This is a genomic window from Bradyrhizobium sp. B025 (genome assembly GCF_042257955.1).
GTDB classification, from domain to species: domain Bacteria; phylum Pseudomonadota; class Alphaproteobacteria; order Rhizobiales; family Xanthobacteraceae; genus Bradyrhizobium; species Bradyrhizobium diazoefficiens.
In genome coordinates, this window is sequence record NZ_CP170150.1 from 2,435,033 (window position 1) to 2,458,867 (window position 23,835).

Here is a 23,835-nt window from a genome sequence, read left to right on the forward strand (position 1 = left end):
CCCGATGATCGAAATGCCGCCGCTCAAGTTCGTGCAGACGAACGGAATCCGCATGGGTTATTACGAGGCGGGTCCGGTCTCCGACACCCCGCCGATGGTGCTGTGCCATGGCTGGCCGGAGCTCGCCTTTTCCTGGCGCCATCAGATCAAGGCGCTGAGCGAGGCCGGAATCCGGGTGATCGCGCCGGACCAGCGCGGTTATGGCGCGACCGACCGGCCCGAGCCGGTCGAGGACTACGATATCGAGCACCTGACCGGCGACCTCGTCGGTCTGCTCGATCATCTCGGGATCGACAAGGCGATCTTCGTCGGCCACGACTGGGGCGGCTTCATCGTCTGGCAGATGCCGCTGCGGCATATCGGCCGCGTCGCCGGCGTGGTCGGCATCAATACCCCCCATACCAACCGGGCCTGGGCCGATCCGATCGAACTCCTGCGCGCACGGTTTGGCGACAAGATGTACATCGTGCAGTTCCAGGACCCGTCGCGTGAGGCCGACAGGATTTTCGGCAGCCGCGTCGAGCAAACCTTCGATGCGTTCATGCGCAAGCCGGCGCCGCGCCCGCCCGATGCACCGGCAGAGGAAGTGATTGCCGGGGTGGGCGCTTCGCCGCGGGTCAATCTGGCGTTTCCGCAGATGATTGCGGCCTATGACGCCAAGCACGATCCGCGCACGCCGATCCTGTTGCCGGAAGAGAAGAAGGTGTTCGTCGACAATTTCACCAGGACCGGCTTTACCGGCGGCATCAACTGGTACCGCAACATGTCGCGCAACTGGGTGCGCGCCGAAGGGCTCGATCATACGGTACGCGTGCCGTCGCTGATGATCATGGCCGAGAACGACGCGGTGCTGCCGCCGTCTTCCGCCGATGGCATGGACAAGCTGATTCCCGATCTCGAAAAATATCTGGTCCGCGACAGCGGCCATTGGACGCAGCAGGAGAAGCCGGACGAGGTCAGCGCCAAGCTGATCGAATGGCGTAGAAGGCGGTTTGGGTGACGATGCCGTCGTCAGTGTAAATGGAACGTCATTCCGGGGCGCCCGAAGGGCGAACCCGGAATCTCGAGATTCCGGGTTCGATGCTGCGCATCGCCCCGGAATGACGCGATCAGGGGGAAGCGCACGTCAATGTCATCCAAGAACCGTCTGGACCCGATCCCGCAGCCGCCGACCAAGCCGGTGGTCGGCAATATGCTGTCGCTGGACTCGGCGGCTCCCGTGCAGCACCTGACGCGGCTCGCCAAGGAGCTCGGCCCGATCTTCTGGCTCGACATGATGGGCTCGCCGATCGTCGTCGTCTCGGGCCACGATCTCGTCGACGAGCTCTCCGACGAGAAGCGCTTCGACAAGACGGTGCGCGGCGCGCTGCGGCGCGTGCGTGCGGTCGGCGGCGACGGCCTGTTCACGGCCGACACCAGGGAGCCGAACTGGAGCAAGGCGCACAACATCCTGCTCCAGCCGTTCGGCAACCGAGCGATGCAGTCCTACCACCCGAGCATGGTCGACATCGCCGAGCAGCTCGTCCAAAAATGGGAGCGGCTCAACGCCGACGACGAGATCGACGTCGTCCACGACATGACCGCCCTGACGCTGGACACGATCGGCCTGTGCGGCTTCGACTACCGATTCAATTCGTTCTACCGGCGCGACTACCATCCCTTCGTCGAGTCGCTGGTGCGCTCGCTCGAAACCATCATGATGACGCGGGGTCTGCCGTTCGAGCAGATCTGGATGCAGAAGCGGCGCAAGACCCTCGCCGAAGACGTCGCCTTCATGAACAAGATGGTCGACGAGATCATCGCAGAGCGCCGCAAGAGTGCAGAGGGGATCGACGACAAGAAGGACATGCTCGCGGCGATGATGACCGGCGTCGACCGCTCGACCGGCGAGCAGCTCGACGACGTGAACATCCGCTACCAGATCAACACGTTCTTGATCGCGGGCCACGAGACCACGAGCGGCCTCTTGTCCTACACGCTCTATGCGCTCCTGAAGCATCCCGACATCCTCAAGAAGGCCTATGACGAGGTCGATCGCGTCTTCGGTCCAGATGTCAACGCGAAGCCGACCTATCAGCAGGTGACGCAGCTCACCTACATCACGCAGATCCTGAAAGAGGCGCTGCGGCTGTGGCCGCCGGCGCCGGCCTACGGCATCTCGCCGCTCGCGGACGAAACCATCGGCGGCGGCAAGTACAAGCTCAGGAAGGGCACGTTCATCACCATTCTGGTGACGGCGCTGCATCGCGATCCCTCCGTCTGGGGGCCGAATCCCGATGCCTTCGATCCCGAAAATTTCAGCCGCGAGGCGGAGGCCAAGCGGCCGATCAATGCCTGGAAGCCGTTCGGCAACGGTCAGCGCGCCTGCATCGGCCGCGGCTTTGCCATGCACGAGGCGGCGCTCGCGCTCGGCATGATCCTCCAGCGTTTCAAGCTGATCGACCACCAGCGCTACCAGATGCACCTGAAGGAAACGCTGACGATGAAGCCGGAGGGCTTCAAGATCAAGGTTCGTCCGCGCGCCGATCGCGAGCGCGGTGCCTATGGCGGGCCTGTCGCGGCTGTGTCCTCGGCGCCGCGAGCACCGCGTCAGCCGACGGCGCGGCCCGGCCACAACACGCCGATGCTGGTGCTGTACGGCTCCAATCTCGGCACCGCCGAAGAACTCGCGACACGCATGGCCGACCTCGCCGAGATCAACGGCTTTGCCGTGCATCTCGGGGCGCTCGACGAATACGTCGGCAAGCTGCCGCAGGAGGGCGGCGTGCTGATCATCTGCGCCTCCTATAACGGAGCGCCGCCGGACAATGCGACGCAATTCGTCAAATGGCTCGGCAGCGACCTGCCCAAGGATGCCTTTGCCAATGTGCGCTACGCTGTGTTCGGCTGCGGCAACAGCGACTGGGCCGCGACCTATCAATCGGTGCCGCGCTTCATCGACGAGCAATTGTCGGCGCATGGCGCGCGCGCGGTCTATCCGCGCGGCGAAGGTGACGCGCGCAGCGATCTCGACGGCCAGTTCCAGAAATGGTTCCCGGCAGCTGCCCAGGTCGCGACCAAGGAGTTCGGCATCGACTGGAACTTCACCCGCACCGCGGAGGACGATCCGCTCTACGCGATCGAGCCTGTCGCGGTGACTGCCGTCAACACCATCGTGGCCCAGGGCGGCGCGGTGGCGATGAAGGTGCTGGTCAATGACGAGCTTCAGAACAAGAGCGGGTCCAATCCGTCGGAGCGCTCGACGCGCCATATCGAGGTGCAGCTGCCACCCAACATCACCTACCGCGTCGGCGATCATCTGAGCGTCGTTCCGCGCAACGATCCGACGCTGGTGGATTCGGTCGCCCGCCGCTTCGGCTTCCTGCCGGCCGACCAGATCAGGCTTCAGGTGGCCGAAGGCCGCCGTGCCCAATTGCCGGTCGGCGAGGCCGTGTCGGTCGGCCGCCTGCTCAGCGAGTTCGTCGAGCTGCAGCAGGTGGCGACGCGGAAGCAGATCCAGATCATGGCCGAGCACACGCGCTGCCCGGTCACCAAGCCGAAGCTGCTGGCCTTCGTCGGCGAGGAGGCCGAGCCGGCCGAGCGCTATCGCACCGAGATTCTGGCGAGGCGCAAATCGGTGTACGATCTACTGCTCGAATATCCGGCCTGCGAATTGCCGTTCCACGTCTATCTGGAAATGCTCTCGCTGTTGGCGCCGCGCTATTACTCGATCTCTTCCTCGCCTTCGGTCGATCCGGCGCGGTGCAGTATCACGGTCGGCGTCGTCGAGGGGCCGGCCGCTTCCGGGCGCGGCGTCTACAAAGGCATCTGCTCGAACTATCTCGCCAACCGGCGCGCGAGCGATGCGATCTACGCCACGGTGCGCGAGACCAAGGCCGGCTTCCGGCTCCCGGACGACTCATCCGTGCCGATCATCATGATCGGGCCGGGCACGGGACTGGCGCCGTTCCGCGGCTTCCTCCAGGAGCGCGCCGCGCGCAAGGCGAAAGGCGCTGCGCTTGGCCCGGCGATGCTGTTCTTCGGCTGCCGCCACCCCGATCAGGATTTTCTCTACGCCGACGAGCTGAAGGCGCTGGCGGCAAGCGGCGTCACCGAGCTCTTCACCGCGTTCTCGCGCGCGGCCGGACCGAAGACCTATGTGCAGCATGTGCTCGCGGCGCAGAAGGACAAGGTCTGGCCGCTGATCGAGCAGGGCGCCATCATCTACGTCTGCGGCGACGGCGGCAAAATGGAGCCCGACGTGAAGGCGGCGCTCGTTGCGATCCGCAGCGAGAAGAGCGGTAGCGATGCCGCCACGGCCGCGCGCTGGATCGAGGAGATGGGCGCGACGAATCGCTATGTGCTCGACGTCTGGGCGGGCGGTTAGGCCGGGCTACGAAGCAAATCGTGCTAAAGCTCTCCCATGATTCCCTGGGAAAAGATCGACACCGCCAAAATCCCCGGCTCCGACGAAGAGCTCCGCCTGATGCGGCGGGGCAAGGAGTTCTCGATCAAGCTCGGCACCAACGAGCTGATGAACAATCGTCTGTCGGGCTCGGAGGCCGCACTTGCGACGCTGGCGGCGAAGCAGATCGAGACGGTCGCAAAGCCCGTTGTCCTGATCGGCGGCCTCGGCATGGGCTTTACGCTGCGTGCGGCGCTGGCCGTGCTCGGAGCTAAGGCGAAGATCGTGGTGTCCGAGCTCGTGCCGGCGGTGGTTGCCTGGGCGCGAGGTCCGATGGCGGAGGTTTTTGGCGACAGCCTCGACGATCCCCGTGTCAAGATCCGGGAGACCGACGTTGGAGAAATCATCCGCGCGCAGCGATCGGCCTTCGATGCCATCCTCCTCGACGTCGACAACGGGCCGGAGGGGCTGACCCGGAAGGGCAATGATGCGCTCTACAACGCGGGCGGGTTGAAGGCGGCCAAGACGGCGCTGCGGCCGGGTGGTGTGCTCGCCGTGTGGTCGTCGGGGCCCAACCCGGGATTCACCAGGCGCCTAAAGAGCGCGGGTTTCGACGTCAACGAAGTCAACATCCGCGCCACCGGCAGGGGCGGCGGCGCGCGCCATGTGATCTGGATGGCGAGAAAGCGCTAGGCAGCCTGTGCTGCTGCTCGACGCGCGTGCTTGTCGATGGCGCCGATGATCTCGGGCCAGAAACGCATCGGCAGCGCGTGGCCCATGCCTTCGACCATCAACAGCTTTGCGCCGGGAATTGATGCCGCCGTGTCCTTGCCGCCTTCGGGATGGACCAGGGGATCAACCGTGCCGTGGATCACCAGCGTCGGCGTCTTCACGCCATGCAGCCGTTCCTTGCGGCTTCCGGAGGCGAGCACGGCGCGGAGCTGCCGGCCGACACCGGCCGGATTGAGCCCGCGCGCGAACACGCGCTCGGCACGATCAGGGTCGAGTGCTTCCTCTTCCGGAAAGGCCCCGGCGCGCAACACCCTCCAGGTCTGGCCGTAGCGGACTATGAACTCCTCCTTGCTGCGCGGAGGCGGCGCCATCAGCATCGCCGCGGCCTCGCGTGTTGGCGGCGGCACGCGCGGATTGCCCGTCGTCGACATGATCGAGGTCAACGAGCGCACGCGCCCGGGAAACGACAGCGTCACCTCCTGCGCGATCATGCCGCCCATGGAGGCGCCGACCAGATGCGCCGACTTGATGCCGAGCGCGTCCATCAGGCCCACGGTGTCCCTGGCCATGTCGATCAGCTTGTAGGTTGCGGCTACGGGAATCCTGAGGAAGCGGAGCTTCAACAGCTCGAGCGGCGTCAGCCGCTTGCCGCCCGCGAGATGGCTCGACTTGCCGATGTCGCGGTTGTCGAAGCGGATCACGCGAAAGCCGTGCACGGCGAGCTGCTCGCAGAACGCATCGTCCCAATGGATCATCTGCGCCCCGAGCCCCATGATCAGCAGCAGCGGCTCGGCGTTGTCGTTGCCAAAAATCTCGTAGCAAATGTCGATGCCGTTGGCGCGGACGGTCTGGGGCGGCTGATGGGCGTTCACGGGCGCGGTCCCTCCTGCTGATCGATGCTGTATCGCACGGTTTCCCGCCGCAAAGAAGCGGCGCGCGCATCAGCGCACCCGCTGCTTGCCGGTTGACCGGCACCGCGCAACGGTGTGGTATGGCGAAAAAAGAAGGGCATCGCAGCTCTCGATTTCAGGAGGACGCCGATGACCGACAAGACCAACGACCCCGTTGCCGTGTGGCAGAAGATGGTTGGCGAGATGGAGAAGGGGTTCAACTCTTTCGCCAATCAAGCCATGTCGTCGCCTGAGTTCTCGCAAGCGATGAATCGGGCCGGCGGCGTTGCTGCAGGTGCTCAGAAGCAGCTCGGCGAGCTCATGGAGAAATACCTCGTCAGCATGAATCTGCCGAGCCGGGAGCAGGTCACGGGTCTTGCGGAACGGCTGCAGTCCATCGAGGTCCAGATCGGCGAGATGAAGTCGATGCTGAGCCAGATGGCGGCAGGTTCCGGACTCTCGCAAGGCTTCGACGGTGCGCCGCGGCCGCCGCGGACGAAACGCCCGCCCTCGGAAGGCGGAGAGCCCAAATGAACGCGCCGACGGGACTTGATTTCGCCTCCATCCCGGAGCGCATCCAGTCCGAGGTGCAGCGCGCAATCCAGCGCAGCATCAAGGGCGTCGAATATTTCTCGACCTCCGGCCCGACGCTAGGCTCGACGCCGAAAGACGTGCTGCATTCACGCGGCACGATGAGCCTCTACCACTATCGGCCGATGTCGGACGAGATCTACCGGGTGCCGGTGCTGATCGTGATGGCGACCACCAATCGAGGCTACATCCTCGACCTCGTGCCCGGCCAGAGCTTCATCGAGTTCCTCCTGAGGCGCGGCTACGACGTCTACATGCTCGACTGGAGCGCGCCGCGTCCGGAAGAGAAGAGCCTGCGCATGGAGGACTACGTCCTCGACTTTATCCCGGATTGCGTCCGCCGCGTGCAGCAGGATTCCGGCGAGCAGGACGTCTCCGTCATCGGCTACTGCTTCGGTGGCGTGCTGTCGCTGCTCTACGGCTCGATCCACAAGGACGGGCCAATGAAGAACTTGATCTGCTTCACTACGCCGATCGACTTCCGCGAGATGAAGCTGTTCTCCAATTTCTCCGACCGCCGCTATTTCGACGTCGATCGCCTTGTCGACAGCATCGGCAACGTGCCGCCGGAGATGATCCTGTCCTCGTTCGAGATGCTGCGCCCGGCCTCGCGCACGGTGAGCCAGATCCAGCTCTGGGAAAACATCTGGAACGACGAGTTCGTCAAGTCCTACCGGATGTTCGATCGCTGGGCGACCGATACGCTGCCGCTGGCGGGCGAGTATTTCCGCACCATCACCAAGGACCTGATGTGGGACAACAAGCTGTTCAACGACACCATGTCGGTCGGTGGCCGTGCGGCGAAGCTCGAGGATATCAAGGTGCCGATCCTGCATGCGGTCGCCGAGCACGACCACATCGTGCCCTATGATGCCGCAAAACATTTGATCGCGAAGATTGGATCGGCGGACAAGGAAGAGGTGATGCTGAAGGGCGGGCACGTCTCGCTGGTCGCCGGCGCCAACGCGGTGAAACGGCTGTGGCCGAAACTGGACTCCTGGCTGGGGAAGAGATCGACATGAGTGAGCAGCGTTCCTATCCGCGTCAGGTCAAGACCGACGCCGGCGAGATCGAGATCCGCTTGATGTCGCCTGCGGACGAAGCCGCGGTGCTCGCCTTTGGCAAGGGCCTGCCGACGCACGATCTGCTCTTCCTGCCCCGCAACATCAGCGAGCCAAAAGTGCTCTCGGCCTGGGTCAAGGAGATCGAGCGCGGTGCGATCACGAGCCTGCTCGCCGTGAAGGACGGCAAGGTCGTCGGCTGCGGCACGCTGGTGCGCGATCCGCATTCCTGGTCGCCCCATGTCGGCGAGATTCGCATGGTGGTCTCGCTCGACGTGCGCGGGAAGGGGGTGGGGCGGGCGCTGTCGCAGGAGACCTTTGCGCTCGCGCTCGGCGCCGGCCTGGAAAAGCTCTCGGTCCAGATGACGGTCGACCAGCAGGCGGCGATCGCGGTGTTCGAAAGCCTTGGCTTCAAGGCCGAGGCGCTGCTGCGCGACCACGTCCGCGATGTCGATGGCAAGACCCACGACATTGTCGTGCTCGGCCACAACATCGCGCAGGTCCAGGCCCAGATGGAGGCCTATGGGCTGCCAGGTGCCGTCCAGCTCTAAAGACCGCGATCAGGCACGCGTTCGCCGGGATTGGTGAGGGAGGCATCATATTGCCTCCTGTTAAGGCTGTTCACGATTTCGTGATACTGCAGTGCAATATGAATGTTGCATCGCACAATTAACTATGCCATATAAGCCGTGCCCCGGGCCAATGCGGACGGGGTGAGCCCATAGCTCAGACCATTGAGGATGGAGAGAACCCCATGACCACTGAAACCAACACCGCTTTCGAGGGCTTCAAGGACGCTTTCAAGAACATCCAGAACCTGGAAGTTCCCGAGGCCGCCCGCGAATTCGTCAAGAAGACCGCCAACACCGCCAAGGACCGTGCTGCCGAGGTGTTCGCTGGCTCCGAGCGCGTGACCGCCGCCGTCGAGAACGCGGTGACCGAGTCCGTCACCGAGGCCGGCAAGATCAGCCGCAACATCCAGCAGGCGATCTACGAGGACGCTGAAGCGTTCTTCTCGGGCATCGACAAGCTCGCGTCCGCCAAGTCGTTCAGCGAAGCCGTCGAGATCCAGTCGAGCCTGCTCCGCTCCCGCGGCGAAGCGTTCGTCTCGCGCGCCAAGGCGACCACCGACTATCTCGGCAAGCTCGCCGCCAATGGTGCGAAGTCCGCTCAGGACAACTTTGCCAAGGTCTACAACAAGACCGCCTGATTGCGCGTCGCGTTGATAAACTGAATTTTGAGGCCCGCTTCGGCGGGCCTTGTTTTTTGCGCCGCCGTCATCATCGGTCGTCATTCCGGGTCCGGTCCTGCGGATCGTCCCGGAATGACGTAAGCTCGGTGAATCATGACTTCTCCCGCCACCTTCTCCTTCGACACTCCCGGCGACGCCGAGCGGGCGGCCGAGTTGCGCCGCGTGAAAGCAATGGCGACGCTGGTGCTGGCCTCGACGCTGGCCTTGTTCGTCGTCGCGAAATGGCTTCTGCCCGTGCATCCCGCGTTCGGCTTCATCGCGGCCTTCGCAGAAGCCGCGACCATCGGCGGCCTCGCCGACTGGTATGCCGTGGTCGCGCTGTTCAAGCGGCCGCTCGGCCTGCCGATCCCGCATACCGCGATCATCCAGAGCAACCAGGCCCGCATCGCCGACAAGCTCGGCGAGTTCATCCAGGTGCATTTTCTCGAGGCCGGACCCGTCGAGGCCAAGCTGAACGAGATCGATTTCGGCTCCTTCGTTGCCGACTGGCTGCGCGATCGCAAGCGCAGCGAGGATCTCGCGCGCTTCGCGCTGCGTTTGTTGCCGGAGGCCTTCTCCGCGACCGAGACCTCCGGCCTGATGACCTTCATCATCCGCCGCATGTCCTCGCAGCTCCAGGCGATCGACCTCGCGCCGCTCGCCGCCGGCACGCTGCGCGGCTTCGTTGCGGAAGGGCGGCACCAGATCCTGTTCGACGATCTCCTGCGCGTGATGCATGACACGCTGAACCAGAAAGAGACGATGGCGATGATCCGCGAGAAGGTGCGCGCGGAGTTGCCGACCCTGCTCAGGCTCTACCGCGCCGACAAGTTTCTGGTGAACAAGATCGTGGCGTCGGCCACGGCCTTCTTCAACGAGGTGCGCAGCGATCCCAAGCATCCGTTCCGCGGCGAGTTCGATCGCATGGTGCTGACCTTCGTCGACCGGCTCGGCACCGACCAGGCCTACATCGATCGCATCGACGGCCTGAAACGCGATCTGCTGGCGCGGCCCGAGCTTGCAGATCTCGCCCGCACCGTCTGGGCCAACACGCGCTCCTTCATCGAGCGCAGCGCCTCCGGCGAGACACAGGTGCTTCAGCATCATCTCGTCGGCATGTTCGTCGCCGCGGGCGAGGCGCTCGCCGGCGATGCCGAACTGCGCGGCGAGATCAACAAGGGTCTGGTGACGGTGCTGCGCAGCTTCGTCGCCGACCAGAAGAGCGGCGTCTCCACCTTCATCTCCGACCAGGTCAAGGCCTGGGATATGGCGCAGCTGATTTCGCTGATCGAAATCAACATCGGCCGTGACCTGCAATACATCCGCTTCAACGGCTCGCTGATCGGCGGGCTGGCCGGACTTGCGCTCTACTCCGTGGAATTCCTGCTTCGATTGCTGTGACTTTTGCGTCACGGACGTTAGCATTAACGCGCGGGCCTATTGTGGCCCCGCGTCTCTCCCGCTTGAATGTCAGGCACCGGCCGCCTAGCTGATTCATGTTGCGCTGCGGAACGTTCAAGAAGCCGGCGTATTGGAATTCATGCCCATTTGCCGGCATCGCGGCCGGCGCCGTCCCAAGGGAAACATTGATGACCGCTACTGCCCAGACGCTGCGTCCGCCGTCCCGTACCCTGATGTTTCTGGAAGGGCGCGCGATCCACGAGTTCGGCGCATTCCTCGGCGCGCTGCCGCTGCTGAGCCTCGCGCCCCGCGGCGATGGGCATCCGGTGCTGGTGCTGCCGGGCCTTGTGGCCTCGGACGCGTCCACGCGTGCGCTGCGCACCTTTCTGTCAGGCAAGGGCTACGCGGTGAGTGGCTGGCGCCAGGGCCGCAACTACGGCCTGCGTCCGGGCGTGCAGCACGCGATGGTCGATCTGGTCCAGGAGCTCAGCGACACGCATGGCCGCAAGATCAGCCTGGTCGGCTGGAGCCTCGGCGGCCTCTATGCGCGCCAGCTCGCCAAGATGATGCCCGAGCGTGTGCGTCAGGTGATCACCCTCGGAAGCCCCTTTGCCGGCGATCCGCGCTCCACCAATGCCTGGCGCGTCTATGAATGGGCGAGCGGGCAGAAGGCCGATCAGGTCGATCCGCGCTTCGGCGGCGAGCTCGCCGTTCCGCCGCCGGTGCCGACCACCGCCATCTTCAGCCGCACCGACGGCGTCTGCGCCTGGCAGGGCTGCATGGAGAAGTCCGGCGCGCAGACCGAGAGCATCGAGATCGAGAGCAGCCATTGCGGCATGGGGCATCACCCGGCTGCGGTTTACGCTGTCGCCGACCGGCTTGCGCAGAAGGAAGGCCAGTGGAAGCCCTTCGACCGCAGCGGCTGGCGCAGCCTGGCGTATCCCGATCCGCATAGGTAGCTTCTTTGCCTCTCCCCGCGTGCGGGGAGAGGCCGGATTGCATCGAAGATGCAATCCGGGTGAGGGGGAGTCTCCGCGAGTCCGTCTGTTACCTTTATTGCTGAGGCAGCCCCTCACCCCAACCCTCTCAGCGCGAACGAAGGTCGTCGCGGCCCCGTAAGAACGGGGAGAGGGAGAGTAACGGCGTCGCTCCCGTCCATTGTCGCGCCTGCACCAAACGCGCTATGCCTCGCACATGGCGCATCCGCTCTCCCGCATCATCGATCAGCTCAAGCGCGAACCGTCGCGCACCGGCTCCATCGTCGTCACCGTGTTCGGCGACGCCATCGTGCCGCGCGGGGGCTCGGTGTGGCTCGGCACGCTGCTGGAGTTCTTCGAAGGCCTGGACATCGACAGCGGTGTGGTGCGCACCGCGATGTCGCGCCTGGCGGCTGACGGCTGGCTGACGCGTGAAAAGGTCGGCCGGAACAGTTTCTATCGTCTCGCCGACAAGGGCCACCAGACCTTCGAGGCCGCGACGCGCCACATCTACGATCCGCCGCCGTCGGACTGGACCGGGCGTTTCGAGCTGCTGCTGATCAATGGCGAGGACCGCGACGCCTCGCGCGAGGCGCTGCGCAATGCCGGCTTCGGCAGTCCGCTGCCCGGCGTGTGGGTTGCGCCGTCGGGCGTGCCGGTGCCGGATGAGGCTGCGGGCGCTATCCGTCTCGAGGTCTCCGCGGAGGACGACAGCGGGCGCCGGCTGCTCAGCGCAAGCTGGCCGCTCGATCGCACCGCGGATGCCTATCTGAAGTTCATGAAGACGTTCGAGCCGCTGCGCACCGCGATCGGCCGCGGAACGACTCTCTCCGACGCCGACGCCTTCACCGCGCGGATCCTGCTGATCCACCACTATCGCCGCGTCGTGCTGCGCGATCCGCTGCTGCCCGAGAGCCTGTTGCCTGCGGATTGGCCGGGCAGGGCCGCCCGCGAACTCTGCGGCGAGATCTATCGCGCGCTGCTTGCTCCGTCCGAACAATGGCTTGATGGCCATGGAACCAATGAAAAAGGGCCATTGCCGGCGGCGCGAAAGCTCCTGGAACGGAGGTTCGGCGCCTGATCTTTATGTTACAGAAATATCTTGCATGACGTAATTTCTGTTATATATTATCTCCCAATAAAACGGGAGGATGCGCATGTACACCCAGGCGCTGAACACGGCCGAGACCGACGATCGCGGTCTTGAGGACGCAGGCAGGGCTGCGCAGTTCCAGGCCCGCATCGATGCGGAGGAACGCATCGAGCCGAACGACTGGATGCCGGCGGCCTATCGCAAGACGCTCACCCGCCAGATCTCCCAGCACGCCCATTCCGAAATCGTCGGCATGCTGCCCGAAGGCAACTGGATCACGCGTGCGCCGACCTTGCGCCGCAAGGCCGCACTGCTCGCCAAGGTGCAGGACGAGTGCGGCCACGGGCTCTATCTCTATGCCGCCGCAGAAACGCTTGGCGCCTCGCGCGAGGAGCTGGTCGATGCCATGCTCGCCGGCAAGGCCAAGTACTCGTCCATCTTCAACTATCCGACGCTGACCTGGGCCGACATCGGCACCATCGGCTGGCTGGTGGACGGCGCCGCGATCATGAACCAGATCCCGCTGTGCCGCTGCTCCTACGGTCCCTATGCGCGCGCGATGATCCGCGTCTGCAAGGAGGAATCGTTCCACCAGCGCCAGGGCTACGAGATCATGCTGACGCTGTGCCGCGGCTCGGACGAGCAGAAGGCGATGGCGCAGGATGCGCTGAACCGCTGGTGGTGGCCGGTGCTGATGATGTTCGGTCCGCCCGACGCCACGAGCCAGCACAGCGACACCTCGACGAAGTGGAAGATCAAGCGCTTCTCCAATGACGAGCTGCGCCAGAAATTCGTCGATGCCACCGTGCCGCAGGCGCAATATCTCGGCCTCACCATTCCCGATCCCGGCATGACGCAGGATGCCGAGGGGCACTGGCGCTACAGCGAGATCGACTGGACCGAATTCAAGCAGGTGCTCGCCGGCAACGGCCCCTGCAATCGGGATCGCATGGCGGCACGCCGCAAGGCGCACGAGGAGGGGGCCTGGGTGCGCGAAGCCGCCGCCGCCTATGCCGCCAAGCGCGCGCGTCGCCAGACCGCGCAAGCAGCCGAGTAAGGAGATCACGATGGCCACGCCGAACACGCCGCTGTGGGAAGTCTTCATCCGCAGCCGCAACGGGCTCGCGCACAAGCATGTGGGATCGCTGCATGCCAGCGATGCCACCATGGCCCTCCAGGCAGCCCGCGACATCTACACCCGCCGCGGCGAGGGCCTGTCGATCTGGGTCGTGCCGTCCACCGCGATCACCGCGAGCGATCCGGCCGAGAAGGGCATGATGTTCGAGCCGGCGGAGTCAAAGATCTACCGGCATCCGACGTTTTATGAGGTGCCCGAAGAAGTGGGGCATATGTGATGCCGGTCGCCAACACCCAGGTCTCCGAAACGCCGCTGGTGCTCTACGCCCTGCGCCGCGCCGACGATGCGCTGATCCTCGGTCACCGGTTGTCGGAATGGTGCGGGCATGCGCCGATGCTGGAAGAGGACATGGCGCTCTCCAACATCGCGCTCGACCTCATCGGCCAGGCACGCGAGCTCTACACCTATGCCGCCAAGGCCGAAGGCAAGGAGAATGATGAGGACAAGCTCGCCTACCTGCGCGACGTCCGGCAGTACCGCAACCTGCTGCTGGTCGAGCAGCCCAACGGCGATTTTGCCCAGACCTTGGTGCGGCAGTTCTTCTATTCCGCCTTCGCCGACCTATACTGGCGCGCCATGACGACCTCGCGCGACACGACGCTCGCCGCCATTGCCGCCAAGTCCGAGAAGGAGAGCGCCTATCATCTGCGTCATGCCTCGGAATGGATCATCCGGCTCGGCGACGGCACAGACGAGAGCCATCGACGAGCGCAAGCCGCGATTGATCACCTCTGGGCCTTCACCGGTGAGATGTTTGCCGTCGATGACGGCGAACGCGCCCTGATCCATGCGGGTATCGCCCTCGATCCGGGTATCTTGCGCGGTCGTTGGCTGAAGATGCTTTCCGATGTCGTCAGCGAGGCCACGCTCGAGCTGCCGCAGAATGACTGGATGCAGCAGGGCGGCCGCGTGGGCCGGCACAGCGAGCATCTCGGCCATCTCCTGTCGGAGCTGCAATCGATGCAGCGCACCTTCCCGGGGCAGACATGGTGACCGTGTCCGAGAGCGGTGCCGATCTGCGCCGGCGCGCCTGGGATGCTGCGGCGAGCGTGGTCGATCCGGAAATCCCGGTGCTGACGATCGCCGATCTCGGCGTGCTCCGCGATGTCGTTCTCGACGGCGACCATGTCGAGGTCGCGATCACCCCGACCTATTCGGGCTGCCCGGCCATGAACATGATCGCGCTCGAAATCGAGGTCGCGCTGGAGCGCGCCGGCTTCCATCGTCCGAAGGTCCGCACGGTGTTGTCGCCGGCCTGGACCACCGACTGGATGAGCGAGGAGGGGCGGCGGAAGCTGCGCGCCTACGGCATCGCGCCGCCACAGGCTTCAAACTCGCGCCGCGCGCTGTTCGGCGAGCAGTCTGTCGCGTGCCCGCAATGCGGTTCTGACAGGACCGAGCTGCTGTCCGAATTCGGCTCGACCTCCTGCAAGGCGCTGTGGCGCTGCAAGGCCTGCCGCGAACCCTTCGATTACTTCAAGTGTCATTGATCATGTCAGCAGCCGCACCGCGCTTCCATCGCCTGGCCGTCAACGATCTCCGCCGCGAGGCCTCGGACGCCATTTCGGTGACCTTCGCCATCCCCAGCGAACTCGCCAGCGATTACGCTTTCACGCCCGGGCAGTACCTGACGCTCCGCACGATGCTGGACGGTGAAGAGGTGCGCCGCTCCTACTCCATCTGCTCCGGCCCCGACGACGGCGAGATCCGCATCGCGGTGAAGAAGATCGATGGCGGTGCGTTTTCGAGCTGGGCCGCCGATGAACTCAAATGTGGCGACGAACTCGACGTGATGACGCCGACGGGCCGCTTCGGCGTGGTCGCGCCGGCCGATACGGGACGGATCCATGTCGGCTTTGCCGCCGGCTCCGGCATCACGCCGATCCTGTCGATCGTCAAGGGCGTGCTCGCCCGCGAACCGGATAGCCGCTTCTTCCTGTTCTACGGCAACCGCACGACCGACAACATCATGTTCCTCGAGGCGCTCGAGGAGCTCAAGGACCGCTTCATCGACCGCCTCTCGATCTTCCACGTCATCTCTGGCGAGGAGCAGGACATTCCGATCCTGCATGGCCGGCTCGACGGCGACAAGGTGAGGGTGCTGCTGCGCTCGCTGGTGCCGGCGGGAAGCGTCGATCACGTCTTCATCTGCGGTCCGTCTGGCATGAGCGAGGACATCGAGGCGACCTGCCGCGATCTCGGTATCGCCGAGGAGCGCATCCACGTCGAGCGCTTCGTCTCGGAATTCGGCGGCAAGCCGCGGCCGAAGAAGGCTGTTGCACCCGACGCGCCACCGAAGGCGATCGCCTCGCTGATCATCGACGGCAAGCGCCGCGACGTGCCGGTCGCCGAGGACGAAGCGATCCTCGATGCCGCGCTACGCGCCGGCGTCGATCTGCCCTTCGCCTGCAAGGGCGGCATGTGCTCCACTTGCCGCGCCAAGCTGGTCGAGGGCGAGGCGCCGATGGACATCAACTATTCGCTGGAGCCGTGGGAGCTGAAGGCCGGCTTCGTCCTGACCTGCCAGGCGAAGCCGTCGTCCGAGCGGGTCGTGGTCGACTATGACCATGTCTGATCGGGCGGATCAGCACCCAACAATGCAAATGCGTCGCATTATTTGACAGCTCGAACCAACCAGCAGAACATCATGTGCAGGAAATTGACCGGGAGAAGCGCGTGAACGTCAAAGCCGCCCTGTCGCCTGAGGATATTGCCCGCGCCTGCGCCGATGCGATGTGGGCGGAGGACGATGCCTCCAAAGGTCTCGGCATGGAGATCGTCGAAATCGGCCCGGGCTTCGCGACGCTGGCCATGGCGGTGCGGCCGGACATGGTCAATGGCCAGCGCATCGCCCATGGCGGCTTCATCTTCACGCTCGCAGATTCCGCCTTTGCGTTTGCATGCAACTCGCACAATGAGCGCGTGGTCGCGGCACAGGGCCAGATCACCTTCATCACGCCCGGCAGGCTCGGCGATCGTCTCGTCGCGAAGGCAAGAGAGGTCACCCGCAGCGGCCGCTCCGGCATCTACGACGTGCGCGTCACCGCCGGCGACATCGTCATTGCGGAATTCCGCGGGCATTCGCGCGTCATTCCCGGCACTTGGTTGCCGGCACACGACCAATAAAGAAAAGAACAGATCAATGTGGGGAAACGAGGATGGCTCTGACCAGGCTCAAGGAAGGTGGCACCACCTATCGCGCCGAAATGGATGCGTATGAGCGCGCCTCACGTGACGAGATCATGGCGCTGCAGAAGCAGCGGCTGGGCTGGTCGCTGAAGCACGCCTACGACAACGTCGCGCATTATCGCAAGGCCTTCGACAAGGCCGGCGTGCATCCGTCCGACTTTCGCGAGCTCTCCGATCTCGCGAAGTTTCCGTTCACGGTGAAAACGGATTTGCGCGACAATTATCCTTTCAACATGTTCGCTGTGCCGCGCGAAAAGCTGGTGCGCGTGCATGCCTCCTCCGGCACGACAGGTAAGCCGATCGTCGTGGGCTACACCCAGCGCGATATCGACATCTGGTCGGAAGTCATGGCGCGTTCGATCCGCGCCGCCGGCGGCCGCACCGGCATGATCATCCACAACGCCTATGGCTACGGCCTCTTCACCGGCGGGCTTGGCGTGCACTACGGCGCCGAAAAGCTCGGCTGCACGGTGGTGCCGATCTCCGGCGGCATGACCGAGCGGCAGGTGCAGCTCATCAACGATTTCCGCCCCGACATCATCACGGTGACGCCGAGCTACATGCTGGCGATTCTCGACGAGTTCAAGCGCCAGAAGCTGGATCCACGCCAGTGTTCGCTCAAGGTCGGCATCTTCGGCGCCGAGCCCTGGACCAATGCGATGCGCGGCGAGATCGAGGACGCCTTCGACATGGATGCGACCGACATCTATGGCCTCTCCGAGGTGATCGGTCCCGGCGTCGCGCAGGAATGCATCGAGACCAAGGACGGCCTGCACATCTGGGAGGACCATTTCTATCCCGAAGTGATCGACCCCGAGACGGGCGCGGTGCTGCCGGATGGCGAGAAGGGCGAGCTGGTGTTCACCTCGCTCACCAAGGAAGGTTTTCCGGTGATCCGCTATCGCACCCGCGACCTGACGCGGCTGTTGCCGGGCACGGCGCGGCCGGGCATGCGGCGGATGGAGAAGGTAACGGGCCGCTCGGACGACATGATCATCCTGCGCGGCGTCAATCTGTTCCCGACCCAGATCGAGGAGGTGCTGCTGGCCACCGACTGGTGCGGCGGCCACTTCATCCTCGAATTGACCCGCGAAGGCCGCATGGACGAACTGACCATCATTGCCGAGGCGCGGCCCGAGAGCTGGGACGGCCGCGGCCTCGTCGACCATGCCGACCGGATCTCGACCCACATCAAGAACACGATCGGCATCAGCTCCAACGTGCGAGTGGTCGCGCCCGCAACGCTGGAGCGCTCGCTCGGCAAGGCCAGGCGGCTCTACGACAAGCGCCCGAAGGATTGACTTGACCACCCGTAAGGGCGACAAGGCCCGCGAGAAATCGCGGGTCTTTCCATGTCACCAGCCGATACCAAAGCAGTCGAAGCGCGCTGTGTGCGCCTCAATGCCAAGGCCGAGAACGCGGCCGCGCTTGCGCCGGTTGTCGAGCGTCAGACGCTCACGCGGGGTCCAAACGATCTCCTGATCGAGGTGAAGGCGGCTGCCGTCAATCCGTCCGACGTCAAGGCCGCGACCGGGCTGATGCCCTATGCCGTGTTTCCGCGCACGCCGGGCCGCGACTACGCCGGTGTGGTGATCGATGGACCGGCCGGCACGGTCGGCCGCGAGGTGTTCGGTTCCTCCGGCGATCTCGGTATCCGCCGCGACGGCACCCACGCAACCCATCTCGTCGTCGAGGCCGATGCTGTCGTGGAGAAACCCAGGACGGTGTCCTGGGAGGAGGCTGCCGGCATCGGCGTTCCCTTTGTCACCGCGATGGAGGGCTTTCGCCGCGCCGGCGTGCCGAAGGCCGGTGAGACCGTTCTGGTGTTGGGCGTCAATGGCAAGGTCGGCCAGGCCGCGGTGCAGATCGCGACATGGCAGGGCGCGCGCGTCATCGGCGTGGTGCGCAAGGCCGAGACCTATGAAGGCCATAGCAACGCGTCCATCGAGGTGATCGATGCCTCCGCGACCGATGTCGCCACGCGGGTGCGCGAAGTGACCGCCGGGAAGGGCGCCGACATCGTCTTCAACACGGTCGGCGATCCCTATTTCCAGGCCGCGCACAAGTCGCTCGCCTTGCGCGGCCGCCAGGTCCTGATCGCCGCGATCGACCGCATCGTGCAGTTCAACATTCTCGAATTCTACAGAGGCCAGCACACTTACGTCGGAATCGACACGCTCGGCTTGTCCTCGACGGCGACTGGTGCGGTGCTGCGTGACCTCGGCCCCGGCTTTGCGAGCGGGCACCTCAAGCCGTTCCCGATCAAGGCGAATGCCATCTATCCGCTGGAGCGCGCCAAGGAAGCCTATGTCGCGGTCGCCGGCTCCTCGCGTGACCGCGTGATCCTGAAGCCGTGACGATGGAATCCACGCAACTCGTCATCCTCGCCGGCCTCGTCATCGGCCTGATCTACGGCGCCGTGGGTCTGCTGAGCGGCTTCTGCCTGATGAGCAGCATGCGCGGCCTTCTGGCGGAAGGAGACGGCCGGCTGGTGCGGTCCTATGCGCTGGCGATCGCTGTCGCGATCGCCGCAAGCCAGCTCCTGGCCGGCAGCGGTACCGTCGATCTCGGCAAGTCGATCTACCTGCAACAATCCTTCTCGGCGCCGGTGCTGTTCCTCGGCGGCCTGCTGTTCGGCTACGGCATGGTGCTGTCGAACGGCTGTGGCTCGCGCGCTCTGGTGCTGCTCGGCCGCGGCAATCTCCGTTCCTTCGTGGTCGTGATCGTGCTCGCCATCGCCGCGCAGATGACGCTCAAGGGCCTGGTTGCGCCGGCGCGCATTGCACTGGTTCAGGCCTCGCAAACCTCCGTCGGCGCCAATTCGCTGCCGTCCGTGCTGGCGACGCTCGGCCTTGCTGAAGCTCTCTCGCGCGCGATTGCCGCTGCCGTGATCGTCGTGGCATTGATCCTGTTTGCGTTCGCCCACCCGACATTCCGCCGTTCGCCTGGCCAGATCGCGGCGGGCGTCATCGTCGGCGTCCTCGTTGCCGGCGGCTGGTTCGTCACCGGCTATCTCGGCGCCGACGACTTCAATCCCGTCCCCGTGACCTCGCTCACCTTCGTCGCGCCGATCGCAGATGCCCTGCAATATGCCATGCTATCGACCGGCCTGACGCTCAATTTCGGCGTCGCGACGGTTGCCGGCGTCTTCGCCGGCAGTCTGGTGACGGCACTCGCTACTGGCCGCTTCAAGCTCGAAGGCTATTCATCGCCGCGCCATATGCTGCGCTCGGCGGGCGGCGCCGCGCTGATGGGGATCGGCGGTGTGATGGCGTTCGGCTGCTCGATCGGACAGGGGCTTACCGGCGTGTCGACGCTGGCGCTGGGCTCGTTCGTTGCGCTCGCCGGCATCCTGCTCGGCACGACAGCGGGCCTGCGCGGCGCGCTTCGCGTTCAACCTCTCGCGATGGCCTGACTGCGCAGCAGGCGATCCCCGAGCGTTGCCAGGCCGATGCCGGCGACGATCAGTCCGGCCGCGACAGCAAGGCTCAAGTCGATCGGCTCGCCCAGCAGGACCGCCGCACTGGCGATGCCGACGAGTGGCGTCGCCGTGGTGCCGAGCGACGTCGTCAGCGCCGAGATGCTCTTGTTGACCATCGACATCGCCCAATAGGCAAGCGCCGTCCCGATCAGGCCGGAATAGAGGAACAGCAGCACGAGCCTCCGCGACCAATTGACGTGCGGTATGCCATCCACGATTGCCGCGGTGATCGACAGCACCACCGTTGCCACCAACACCTGCCAGATCAGGAGCTGAAGCGGGGAGGCGAGCCAGCGATGCGCGCGAATATAGATGATGTTTGCGGCCCACGCGATCGCTGCGAGGATGACCATGCCGGCGCCGAGCATGACGTTGCCATTGGTCCAGTCGATCGATGTCGGGTTCAGGATCACGGCAAGGCCGATCAGTCCGAGCAGGGCGCCGGCGACCTTTGGCGCGGTCAGCGTGTCGTTCCCGATCAGGGGCGCGGCGATCGCGACCCAGAGCGGTGTGGTGTAGCCGAGCACGACGGCCTTGCCCGCGGGCAGGAAGCGCACACCGGCCGCAACCAGGACCGAGAACACCGTCATGTGCAGAAGTGCCACGCTGAGAACCACCGGAATGTCGCGCCGCTCCGGGATCACGAGATTGTTGCTCAGTCCAAGGATCACGAACAAGGCAGCCAGGGCGATCCAGCTGCGGATCGCCGAAGTCCACAGTGGCGAAAGGAACTGGACGAGCTGCTTCGTCACCGACCAGTTCACACCCCAGGCCAGCACGACGATCAGGAACAGGCCGACGGCCGCGCGGGGTGACAGGGAGTTCATCTCGGAGGTCCTTGAAGCGGTCTGGCCTCGCGGATAGCATCCGGGCTGGCACCTGGAAAAGTGCCAGATCGAGAAGGAACAAGGTGCCAGTTTCAGAAGAGATGATCGCCGGCTTGATCGAGTTGAAGCGGACCGGTGAGGAAGGGCTGATGGCTCAACTGACGAGCCAGCTCAGGGAGTTGATCGGAAGCGGCCGCATCGGCAAGGGCCGCGGGCTGCCGTCGAGCCGACAGCTTGCGAGCGATCTCGGGGTCTCCCGCAATACCGTGACCTATGCGTTCGAGCAGCTTGCCGCCGAAGGGTATTTGGCTGCGTCGCACGGGCGGCGCCCGGTCGTGACGGTCGACGGCGGTGAGCGTATCGAAACAGCTGGCGCCGCGACATCAGGTGTCCGCTCGGGCACGCCGCGCCTCTCTCCCTGGGCCTCGAAGCTCAAGCAGGCGGACTGGCCGATGTCCTATCTGGCGCAGCTAAAACCGTTGCGCCCTGGGCAAGGTGATTTCAGGGAGTTTCCGAACGAGGTCTGGGCTCGCTGTCTGCGCCGCAGCGCCGTGCGTGCGGCCAGGCGCGATCTCGGCCCCGTCAACCGGCCGCGCTTGCGCGAGGCGCTGGCGCATTATCTGGCGACCAGCAGAGGCGTTCGCGCCACCGCGGACCAGATCATGATCCTGCCGAGCGCACAGGCCGCGCTCACTTTGATCGCGGCTGTCGTCATCACGCAAGGTGACGAGGTCTGGGTCGAGGATCCCGGCTATCCCGGCGCCGCGGCTGCCTTTCGTGCCTCCGGCGCGCGCGTGACCGGCATCAGGCTGGACGAGCAGGGCATGCAGCGGATGCCTGGTGTCGCGGCTCCAACGCTGATCTTCATGACGCCATCGCACCAGCATCCGACCGGGCGGCTGATGTCGCTGGCCCGCCGCACTGAGTTTCTTGGCTTGAGCAGGCCCGGCAAGACCTGGATCGTGGAGGACGATTACGACGGCGAATTCCACTATGACAGCCGGCCGGTGCCGGCCTTGCAGGGGCTCGATACCCATGGCCGCGTGTTCTATGTCGGCACGTTCTCGAAGGCGATGACGTCGGATATCCGGCTCGGCTATCTCGTGGTGCCGCCGGCGCTGGTCAGCGCCCTGGAGATCGCGCAGCGGCATATCGGGCTGATCGCCGCCAGCCATGTCCAGGAAGCGCTGGCCGAGTTCATTGCCGACGGGCATTTTCTCGCGCATCTGCGCCGGATGCGCCGGCTCTATCACGCGCGCCGCGATCATCTCGTCGAGGGACTGGAGCGCCATCTTGGCGAGGTGCTTACGGCCGAGGTGCCCTCGGGCGGCATCCAGCTGGTCGCGCGCCTCAAGCGCGGTCGCGCTGATCAGGCCGCGGTCAAGCGGCTGGTCGCAGCGGGGGTTGAAACGCGCGCCTTGTCCAGCCTTGCGCTCGGCCGGCCGCGCGATCACGGCCTGCTGCTCGGCTTTGCAGCATGGCGCGAGAACGAGATCCGCGCCGCCGTGCGGACGATGGCATCGTGCTTCTAGCGCATGATCCGGAAAGGTGTGAAGCGGTTTTCCGAAAAGATCATGCTCAACCAATAAGGCGTTAGTCCACGGCCTTGGTCACGATGCGGATCTCGGAGGTCAGAGTGCGGTGCACCGGGCACTTGTCGGCGATCTCCATCAGCTTCTTGCGCTGCTCGGCGTCGAGCGCACCGTCCATCGCGATGTCGCGCTCGATCTGGTCGAGCATGCCCTCGCGCGTCTCGCATTCCGCACAATCCCTGGCGTAGATCTTGGAATGTTTCAGCGTGACCGTGACGCGGTCGAGTGGCAGCGATTTACGGTCGGCATAAAGGCGCATGGTCATGGAGGTGCAGGCACCGAGGCCTGCGAGCAGGAAGTCATAAGGGCCTGGCCCGGCATCCTCGCCGCCGGCAGCAACCGGTTCATCCGCCACCAGATGATGCGGCCCGACCGTGATGATCTGGTTGAACTTGCTCTCGCGCGTCTCCTGCACCACCACCTTGCGCGGTTCTTCAGCGAGATCCATCGGCTGTGCGGGCTTTGCGGCGTCGATATAGCGGCTTGCCCAGGCCGCGATCACGTCGGCCGCGTAGAGCGCGTCGGCCGGCCTGGTGAGGAGATGGTCGGCGTGGTCGAGCGAGACGAAGCTCTTGGGATGCTTGGCCGCGACGAAGAGCTTGGTCGCATTGTCGATGCCCACGGTGTCGTCGAGCGGCGAGTGCATCACCAGCAGCGCCTTGTGCAGGCCGGTGACGTCCTTCATCAGCTCATGCTCGGCGATGTCTTCGAGGAATTCGCGCTTGATACGGAATGGACGCCCGGCAAGCGACACTTCGACCTCGCCCTGTGCGCGGATCGCATCAACATGTTCCCTGAACAGGCCGGTGACGTGGGTGGGGTCAGATGGCGCTGCAATGGTCACCACCGCTTTCGCCTCTGGAACCTTGCTGGCCGCGGCCAAAATCGCAGCGCCGCCGAGGCTATGGCCGATCAGGATCGAGGGCGCCTTGCGCGTCGAACGCAGATGATCGGCCGCGCGCACGAGGTCGGCGACGTTCGAGGAGAACGTCGAATTGGCGAAATCACCCTCGCTGGAGCCGAGCCCGGTGAAGTCGAAACGCAGCACCGCGATGCCCTTGGCGGCGAGCGCGACCGAGATGCGCTTGGCCGCCAGCGTGTCCTTGCCGCAGGTGAAGCAGTGTGCGAACAACGCGAAAGCCGCGGGCTCGCCGTCCGGCAGCTCCAGCGCGGCCGCGAGCTGATGGCCGCCTTCGCCGGTGAATTGAAAGCGTTCCGTCGGCATGGCCTTCCCCCGTCTCTTGGTTG

At 65.0% G+C, this 23,835-nt stretch carries 23 protein-coding genes; 20 read left to right on the forward strand and 3 right to left on the reverse strand.

Annotation, left to right across the window (positions count from 1 at the left end; all coding sequences use genetic code 11):
- The first annotated feature begins 4 nt into the window (after window positions 1–4).
- The 3 genes from ACE10W_RS11245 (at window position 5) to ACE10W_RS11255 (ending at window position 5,077) form a co-directional block, all read left to right on the forward strand.
- Window positions 5–1,000, forward strand: coding sequence for an alpha/beta fold hydrolase (locus ACE10W_RS11245; protein WP_304551536.1), 996 nt, complete (start codon window positions 5–7; stop codon window positions 998–1,000).
- A gap of 129 nt (window positions 1,001–1,129) precedes the next feature.
- Window positions 1,130–4,366: a bifunctional cytochrome P450/NADPH--P450 reductase gene (locus ACE10W_RS11250; protein ID WP_304551538.1), complete on the forward strand. Its 3,237-nt coding sequence runs from the start codon at window positions 1,130–1,132 to the stop codon at window positions 4,364–4,366.
- Window positions 4,367–4,402: 36 nt separating this feature from the next.
- The gene (locus tag ACE10W_RS11255; RefSeq protein WP_304551540.1) at window positions 4,403–5,077 is read left to right on the forward strand and encodes a spermidine synthase; all 675 of its coding nucleotides are present in this window, start codon (window positions 4,403–4,405) and stop codon (window positions 5,075–5,077) included.
- Here the strand turns inward: ACE10W_RS11255 and ACE10W_RS11260 are convergent.
- Window positions 5,074–5,988, reverse strand: a complete 915-nt coding sequence (locus ACE10W_RS11260; RefSeq protein ID WP_304551542.1) for an alpha/beta fold hydrolase — start codon at window positions 5,986–5,988, stop codon at window positions 5,074–5,076. The two genes, ACE10W_RS11255 and ACE10W_RS11260, sit on opposite strands and share 4 nt — an antisense overlap.
- A gap of 168 nt (window positions 5,989–6,156) precedes the next feature.
- Between ACE10W_RS11260 and ACE10W_RS11265 the strand changes: the two genes are divergently transcribed.
- The 16 genes from ACE10W_RS11265 (at window position 6,157) to ACE10W_RS11340 (ending at window position 20,102) form a co-directional block, all read left to right on the forward strand.
- Window positions 6,157–6,540: a hypothetical protein gene (locus ACE10W_RS11265; RefSeq protein WP_038965792.1), complete on the forward strand. Its 384-nt coding sequence runs from the start codon at window positions 6,157–6,159 to the stop codon at window positions 6,538–6,540.
- Window positions 6,537–7,619, forward strand: coding sequence for an alpha/beta hydrolase (locus ACE10W_RS11270; RefSeq protein WP_011085669.1), 1,083 nt, complete (start codon window positions 6,537–6,539; stop codon window positions 7,617–7,619). Before ACE10W_RS11265 ends, ACE10W_RS11270 begins: the two co-directional genes overlap by 4 nt.
- Window positions 7,616–8,209, forward strand: coding sequence for a GNAT family N-acetyltransferase (locus ACE10W_RS11275; RefSeq protein ID WP_028172421.1), 594 nt, complete (start codon window positions 7,616–7,618; stop codon window positions 8,207–8,209). Before ACE10W_RS11270 ends, ACE10W_RS11275 begins: the two co-directional genes overlap by 4 nt.
- Window positions 8,210–8,412: 203 nt before the next feature.
- The gene (locus tag ACE10W_RS11280) at window positions 8,413–8,868 is read left to right on the forward strand and encodes a phasin (RefSeq protein ID WP_011085671.1); all 456 of its coding nucleotides are present in this window, start codon (window positions 8,413–8,415) and stop codon (window positions 8,866–8,868) included.
- 135 nt (window positions 8,869–9,003) lie between these two features.
- A complete protein-coding gene (locus tag ACE10W_RS11285) occupies window positions 9,004–10,290 on the forward strand; it encodes a DUF445 domain-containing protein (RefSeq protein ID WP_304551546.1) in 1,287 nt (428 codons plus the stop codon).
- 188 nt (window positions 10,291–10,478) lie between these two features.
- On the forward strand, window positions 10,479–11,249 hold the full coding sequence (locus ACE10W_RS11290; RefSeq protein WP_038965790.1) for an alpha/beta fold hydrolase: 771 nt from the start codon (window positions 10,479–10,481) through the stop codon (window positions 11,247–11,249).
- 235 nt (window positions 11,250–11,484) lie between these two features.
- Entirely contained in the window at window positions 11,485–12,348 is an 864-nt protein-coding gene (paaX, locus tag ACE10W_RS11295; protein ID WP_304551547.1) for a phenylacetic acid degradation operon negative regulatory protein PaaX, read from the forward strand.
- A 76-nt stretch (window positions 12,349–12,424) separates the two neighbouring features.
- Complete coding sequence (paaA, locus tag ACE10W_RS11300) at window positions 12,425–13,417, forward strand: 1,2-phenylacetyl-CoA epoxidase subunit PaaA (RefSeq protein WP_028172418.1); 993 nt, start codon at window positions 12,425–12,427, stop codon at window positions 13,415–13,417.
- 10 nt (window positions 13,418–13,427) lie between these two features.
- Window positions 13,428–13,715 (forward strand): 1,2-phenylacetyl-CoA epoxidase subunit PaaB, encoded by a 288-nt coding sequence (paaB, locus tag ACE10W_RS11305; RefSeq protein ID WP_008136594.1) that lies wholly within the window; start codon window positions 13,428–13,430, stop codon window positions 13,713–13,715.
- Window positions 13,715–14,491: a 1,2-phenylacetyl-CoA epoxidase subunit PaaC gene (paaC, locus tag ACE10W_RS11310; protein ID WP_304551586.1), complete on the forward strand. Its 777-nt coding sequence runs from the start codon at window positions 13,715–13,717 to the stop codon at window positions 14,489–14,491. The genes paaB and paaC overlap by 1 nt, the downstream gene beginning before the upstream one ends.
- Window positions 14,485–14,988: a 1,2-phenylacetyl-CoA epoxidase subunit PaaD gene (gene paaD / locus ACE10W_RS11315; RefSeq protein ID WP_011085678.1), complete on the forward strand. Its 504-nt coding sequence runs from the start codon at window positions 14,485–14,487 to the stop codon at window positions 14,986–14,988. Before paaC ends, paaD begins: the two co-directional genes overlap by 7 nt.
- A 2-nt stretch (window positions 14,989–14,990) precedes the next feature.
- The gene (gene paaE / locus ACE10W_RS11320; protein WP_304551589.1) at window positions 14,991–16,073 is read left to right on the forward strand and encodes a 1,2-phenylacetyl-CoA epoxidase subunit PaaE; all 1,083 of its coding nucleotides are present in this window, start codon (window positions 14,991–14,993) and stop codon (window positions 16,071–16,073) included.
- Window positions 16,074–16,174: 101 nt separating this feature from the next.
- Window positions 16,175–16,624, forward strand: coding sequence for a hydroxyphenylacetyl-CoA thioesterase PaaI (gene paaI, locus ACE10W_RS11325; protein ID WP_161535868.1), 450 nt, complete (start codon window positions 16,175–16,177; stop codon window positions 16,622–16,624).
- Between the two features lie 32 nt (window positions 16,625–16,656).
- Complete coding sequence (gene paaK / locus ACE10W_RS11330; RefSeq protein WP_304551591.1) at window positions 16,657–17,988, forward strand: phenylacetate--CoA ligase PaaK; 1,332 nt, start codon at window positions 16,657–16,659, stop codon at window positions 17,986–17,988.
- 51 nt (window positions 17,989–18,039) lie between these two features.
- Window positions 18,040–19,044 carry a zinc-binding alcohol dehydrogenase family protein gene (locus ACE10W_RS11335; protein ID WP_304551593.1) on the forward strand — a complete coding sequence of 335 codons (1,005 nt, stop codon included), beginning with the start codon at window positions 18,040–18,042 and terminating at the stop codon, window positions 19,042–19,044.
- Between the two features lie 2 nt (window positions 19,045–19,046).
- Window positions 19,047–20,102: a YeeE/YedE family protein gene (locus ACE10W_RS11340; protein ID WP_304551595.1), complete on the forward strand. Its 1,056-nt coding sequence runs from the start codon at window positions 19,047–19,049 to the stop codon at window positions 20,100–20,102.
- Here ACE10W_RS11340 and ACE10W_RS11345 read toward each other — a convergent pair.
- Window positions 20,081–20,995, reverse strand: coding sequence for a DMT family transporter (locus ACE10W_RS11345; protein WP_304551598.1), 915 nt, complete (start codon window positions 20,993–20,995; stop codon window positions 20,081–20,083). The two genes, ACE10W_RS11340 and ACE10W_RS11345, sit on opposite strands and share 22 nt — an antisense overlap.
- Window positions 20,996–21,096: 101 nt before the next feature.
- Here ACE10W_RS11345 and ACE10W_RS11350 point away from each other — a divergent pair, with 101 nt between their 5' ends.
- On the forward strand, window positions 21,097–22,527 hold the full coding sequence (locus tag ACE10W_RS11350; protein WP_304553728.1) for a PLP-dependent aminotransferase family protein: 1,431 nt from the start codon (window positions 21,097–21,099) through the stop codon (window positions 22,525–22,527).
- Window positions 22,528–22,588: 61 nt separating this feature from the next.
- Here the strand turns inward: ACE10W_RS11350 and ACE10W_RS11355 are convergent, their stop codons facing one another.
- Window positions 22,589–23,812 carry a bifunctional alpha/beta hydrolase/OsmC family protein gene (locus tag ACE10W_RS11355; RefSeq protein WP_304551600.1) on the reverse strand — a complete coding sequence of 408 codons (1,224 nt, stop codon included), beginning with the start codon at window positions 23,810–23,812 and terminating at the stop codon, window positions 22,589–22,591.
- Window positions 23,813–23,835: the final 23 nt, after the last annotated feature.

Excerpts from the sequence above, each read along its gene's own strand:
- ACE10W_RS11245 (WP_304551536.1), top strand. The coding sequence starts at position 5 with ATGATCGAAATGCCGCCGCTCAAGTTCGTGCAGACGAACGGAATCCGC.
- ACE10W_RS11250 (WP_304551538.1), top strand. The coding sequence starts at position 1,130 with ATGTCATCCAAGAACCGTCTGGACCCGATCCCGCAGCCGCCGACCAAG.
- ACE10W_RS11355 (WP_304551600.1), bottom strand. The coding sequence starts at position 23,812 with ATGCCGACGGAACGCTTTCAATTCACCGGCGAAGGCGGCCATCAGCTC.
- ACE10W_RS11285 (WP_304551546.1), top strand. The coding sequence starts at position 9,004 with ATGACTTCTCCCGCCACCTTCTCCTTCGACACTCCCGGCGACGCCGAG.
- ACE10W_RS11265 (WP_038965792.1), top strand. The coding sequence starts at position 6,157 with ATGACCGACAAGACCAACGACCCCGTTGCCGTGTGGCAGAAGATGGTT.
- ACE10W_RS11290 (WP_038965790.1), top strand. The coding sequence starts at position 10,479 with ATGACCGCTACTGCCCAGACGCTGCGTCCGCCGTCCCGTACCCTGATG.
- paaC (WP_304551586.1), top strand. The coding sequence starts at position 13,715 with ATGCCGGTCGCCAACACCCAGGTCTCCGAAACGCCGCTGGTGCTCTAC.
- paaB (WP_008136594.1), top strand. The coding sequence starts at position 13,428 with ATGGCCACGCCGAACACGCCGCTGTGGGAAGTCTTCATCCGCAGCCGC.
- ACE10W_RS11255 (WP_304551540.1), top strand. The coding sequence starts at position 4,403 with ATGATTCCCTGGGAAAAGATCGACACCGCCAAAATCCCCGGCTCCGAC.
- ACE10W_RS11350 (WP_304553728.1), top strand. The coding sequence starts at position 21,097 with ATGATCGCCGGCTTGATCGAGTTGAAGCGGACCGGTGAGGAAGGGCTG.
- paaA (WP_028172418.1), top strand. The coding sequence starts at position 12,425 with ATGTACACCCAGGCGCTGAACACGGCCGAGACCGACGATCGCGGTCTT.
- paaK (WP_304551591.1), top strand. The coding sequence starts at position 16,657 with ATGGCTCTGACCAGGCTCAAGGAAGGTGGCACCACCTATCGCGCCGAA.
- ACE10W_RS11270 (WP_011085669.1), top strand. The coding sequence starts at position 6,537 with ATGAACGCGCCGACGGGACTTGATTTCGCCTCCATCCCGGAGCGCATC.
- paaX (WP_304551547.1), top strand. The coding sequence starts at position 11,485 with ATGGCGCATCCGCTCTCCCGCATCATCGATCAGCTCAAGCGCGAACCG.
- paaD (WP_011085678.1), top strand. The coding sequence starts at position 14,485 with ATGGTGACCGTGTCCGAGAGCGGTGCCGATCTGCGCCGGCGCGCCTGG.
- paaE (WP_304551589.1), top strand. The coding sequence starts at position 14,991 with ATGTCAGCAGCCGCACCGCGCTTCCATCGCCTGGCCGTCAACGATCTC.
- ACE10W_RS11345 (WP_304551598.1), bottom strand. The coding sequence starts at position 20,995 with ATGAACTCCCTGTCACCCCGCGCGGCCGTCGGCCTGTTCCTGATCGTC.
- ACE10W_RS11275 (WP_028172421.1), top strand. The coding sequence starts at position 7,616 with ATGAGTGAGCAGCGTTCCTATCCGCGTCAGGTCAAGACCGACGCCGGC.
- ACE10W_RS11280 (WP_011085671.1), top strand. The coding sequence starts at position 8,413 with ATGACCACTGAAACCAACACCGCTTTCGAGGGCTTCAAGGACGCTTTC.
- ACE10W_RS11335 (WP_304551593.1), top strand. The coding sequence starts at position 18,040 with ATGTCACCAGCCGATACCAAAGCAGTCGAAGCGCGCTGTGTGCGCCTC.
- ACE10W_RS11340 (WP_304551595.1), top strand. The coding sequence starts at position 19,047 with ATGGAATCCACGCAACTCGTCATCCTCGCCGGCCTCGTCATCGGCCTG.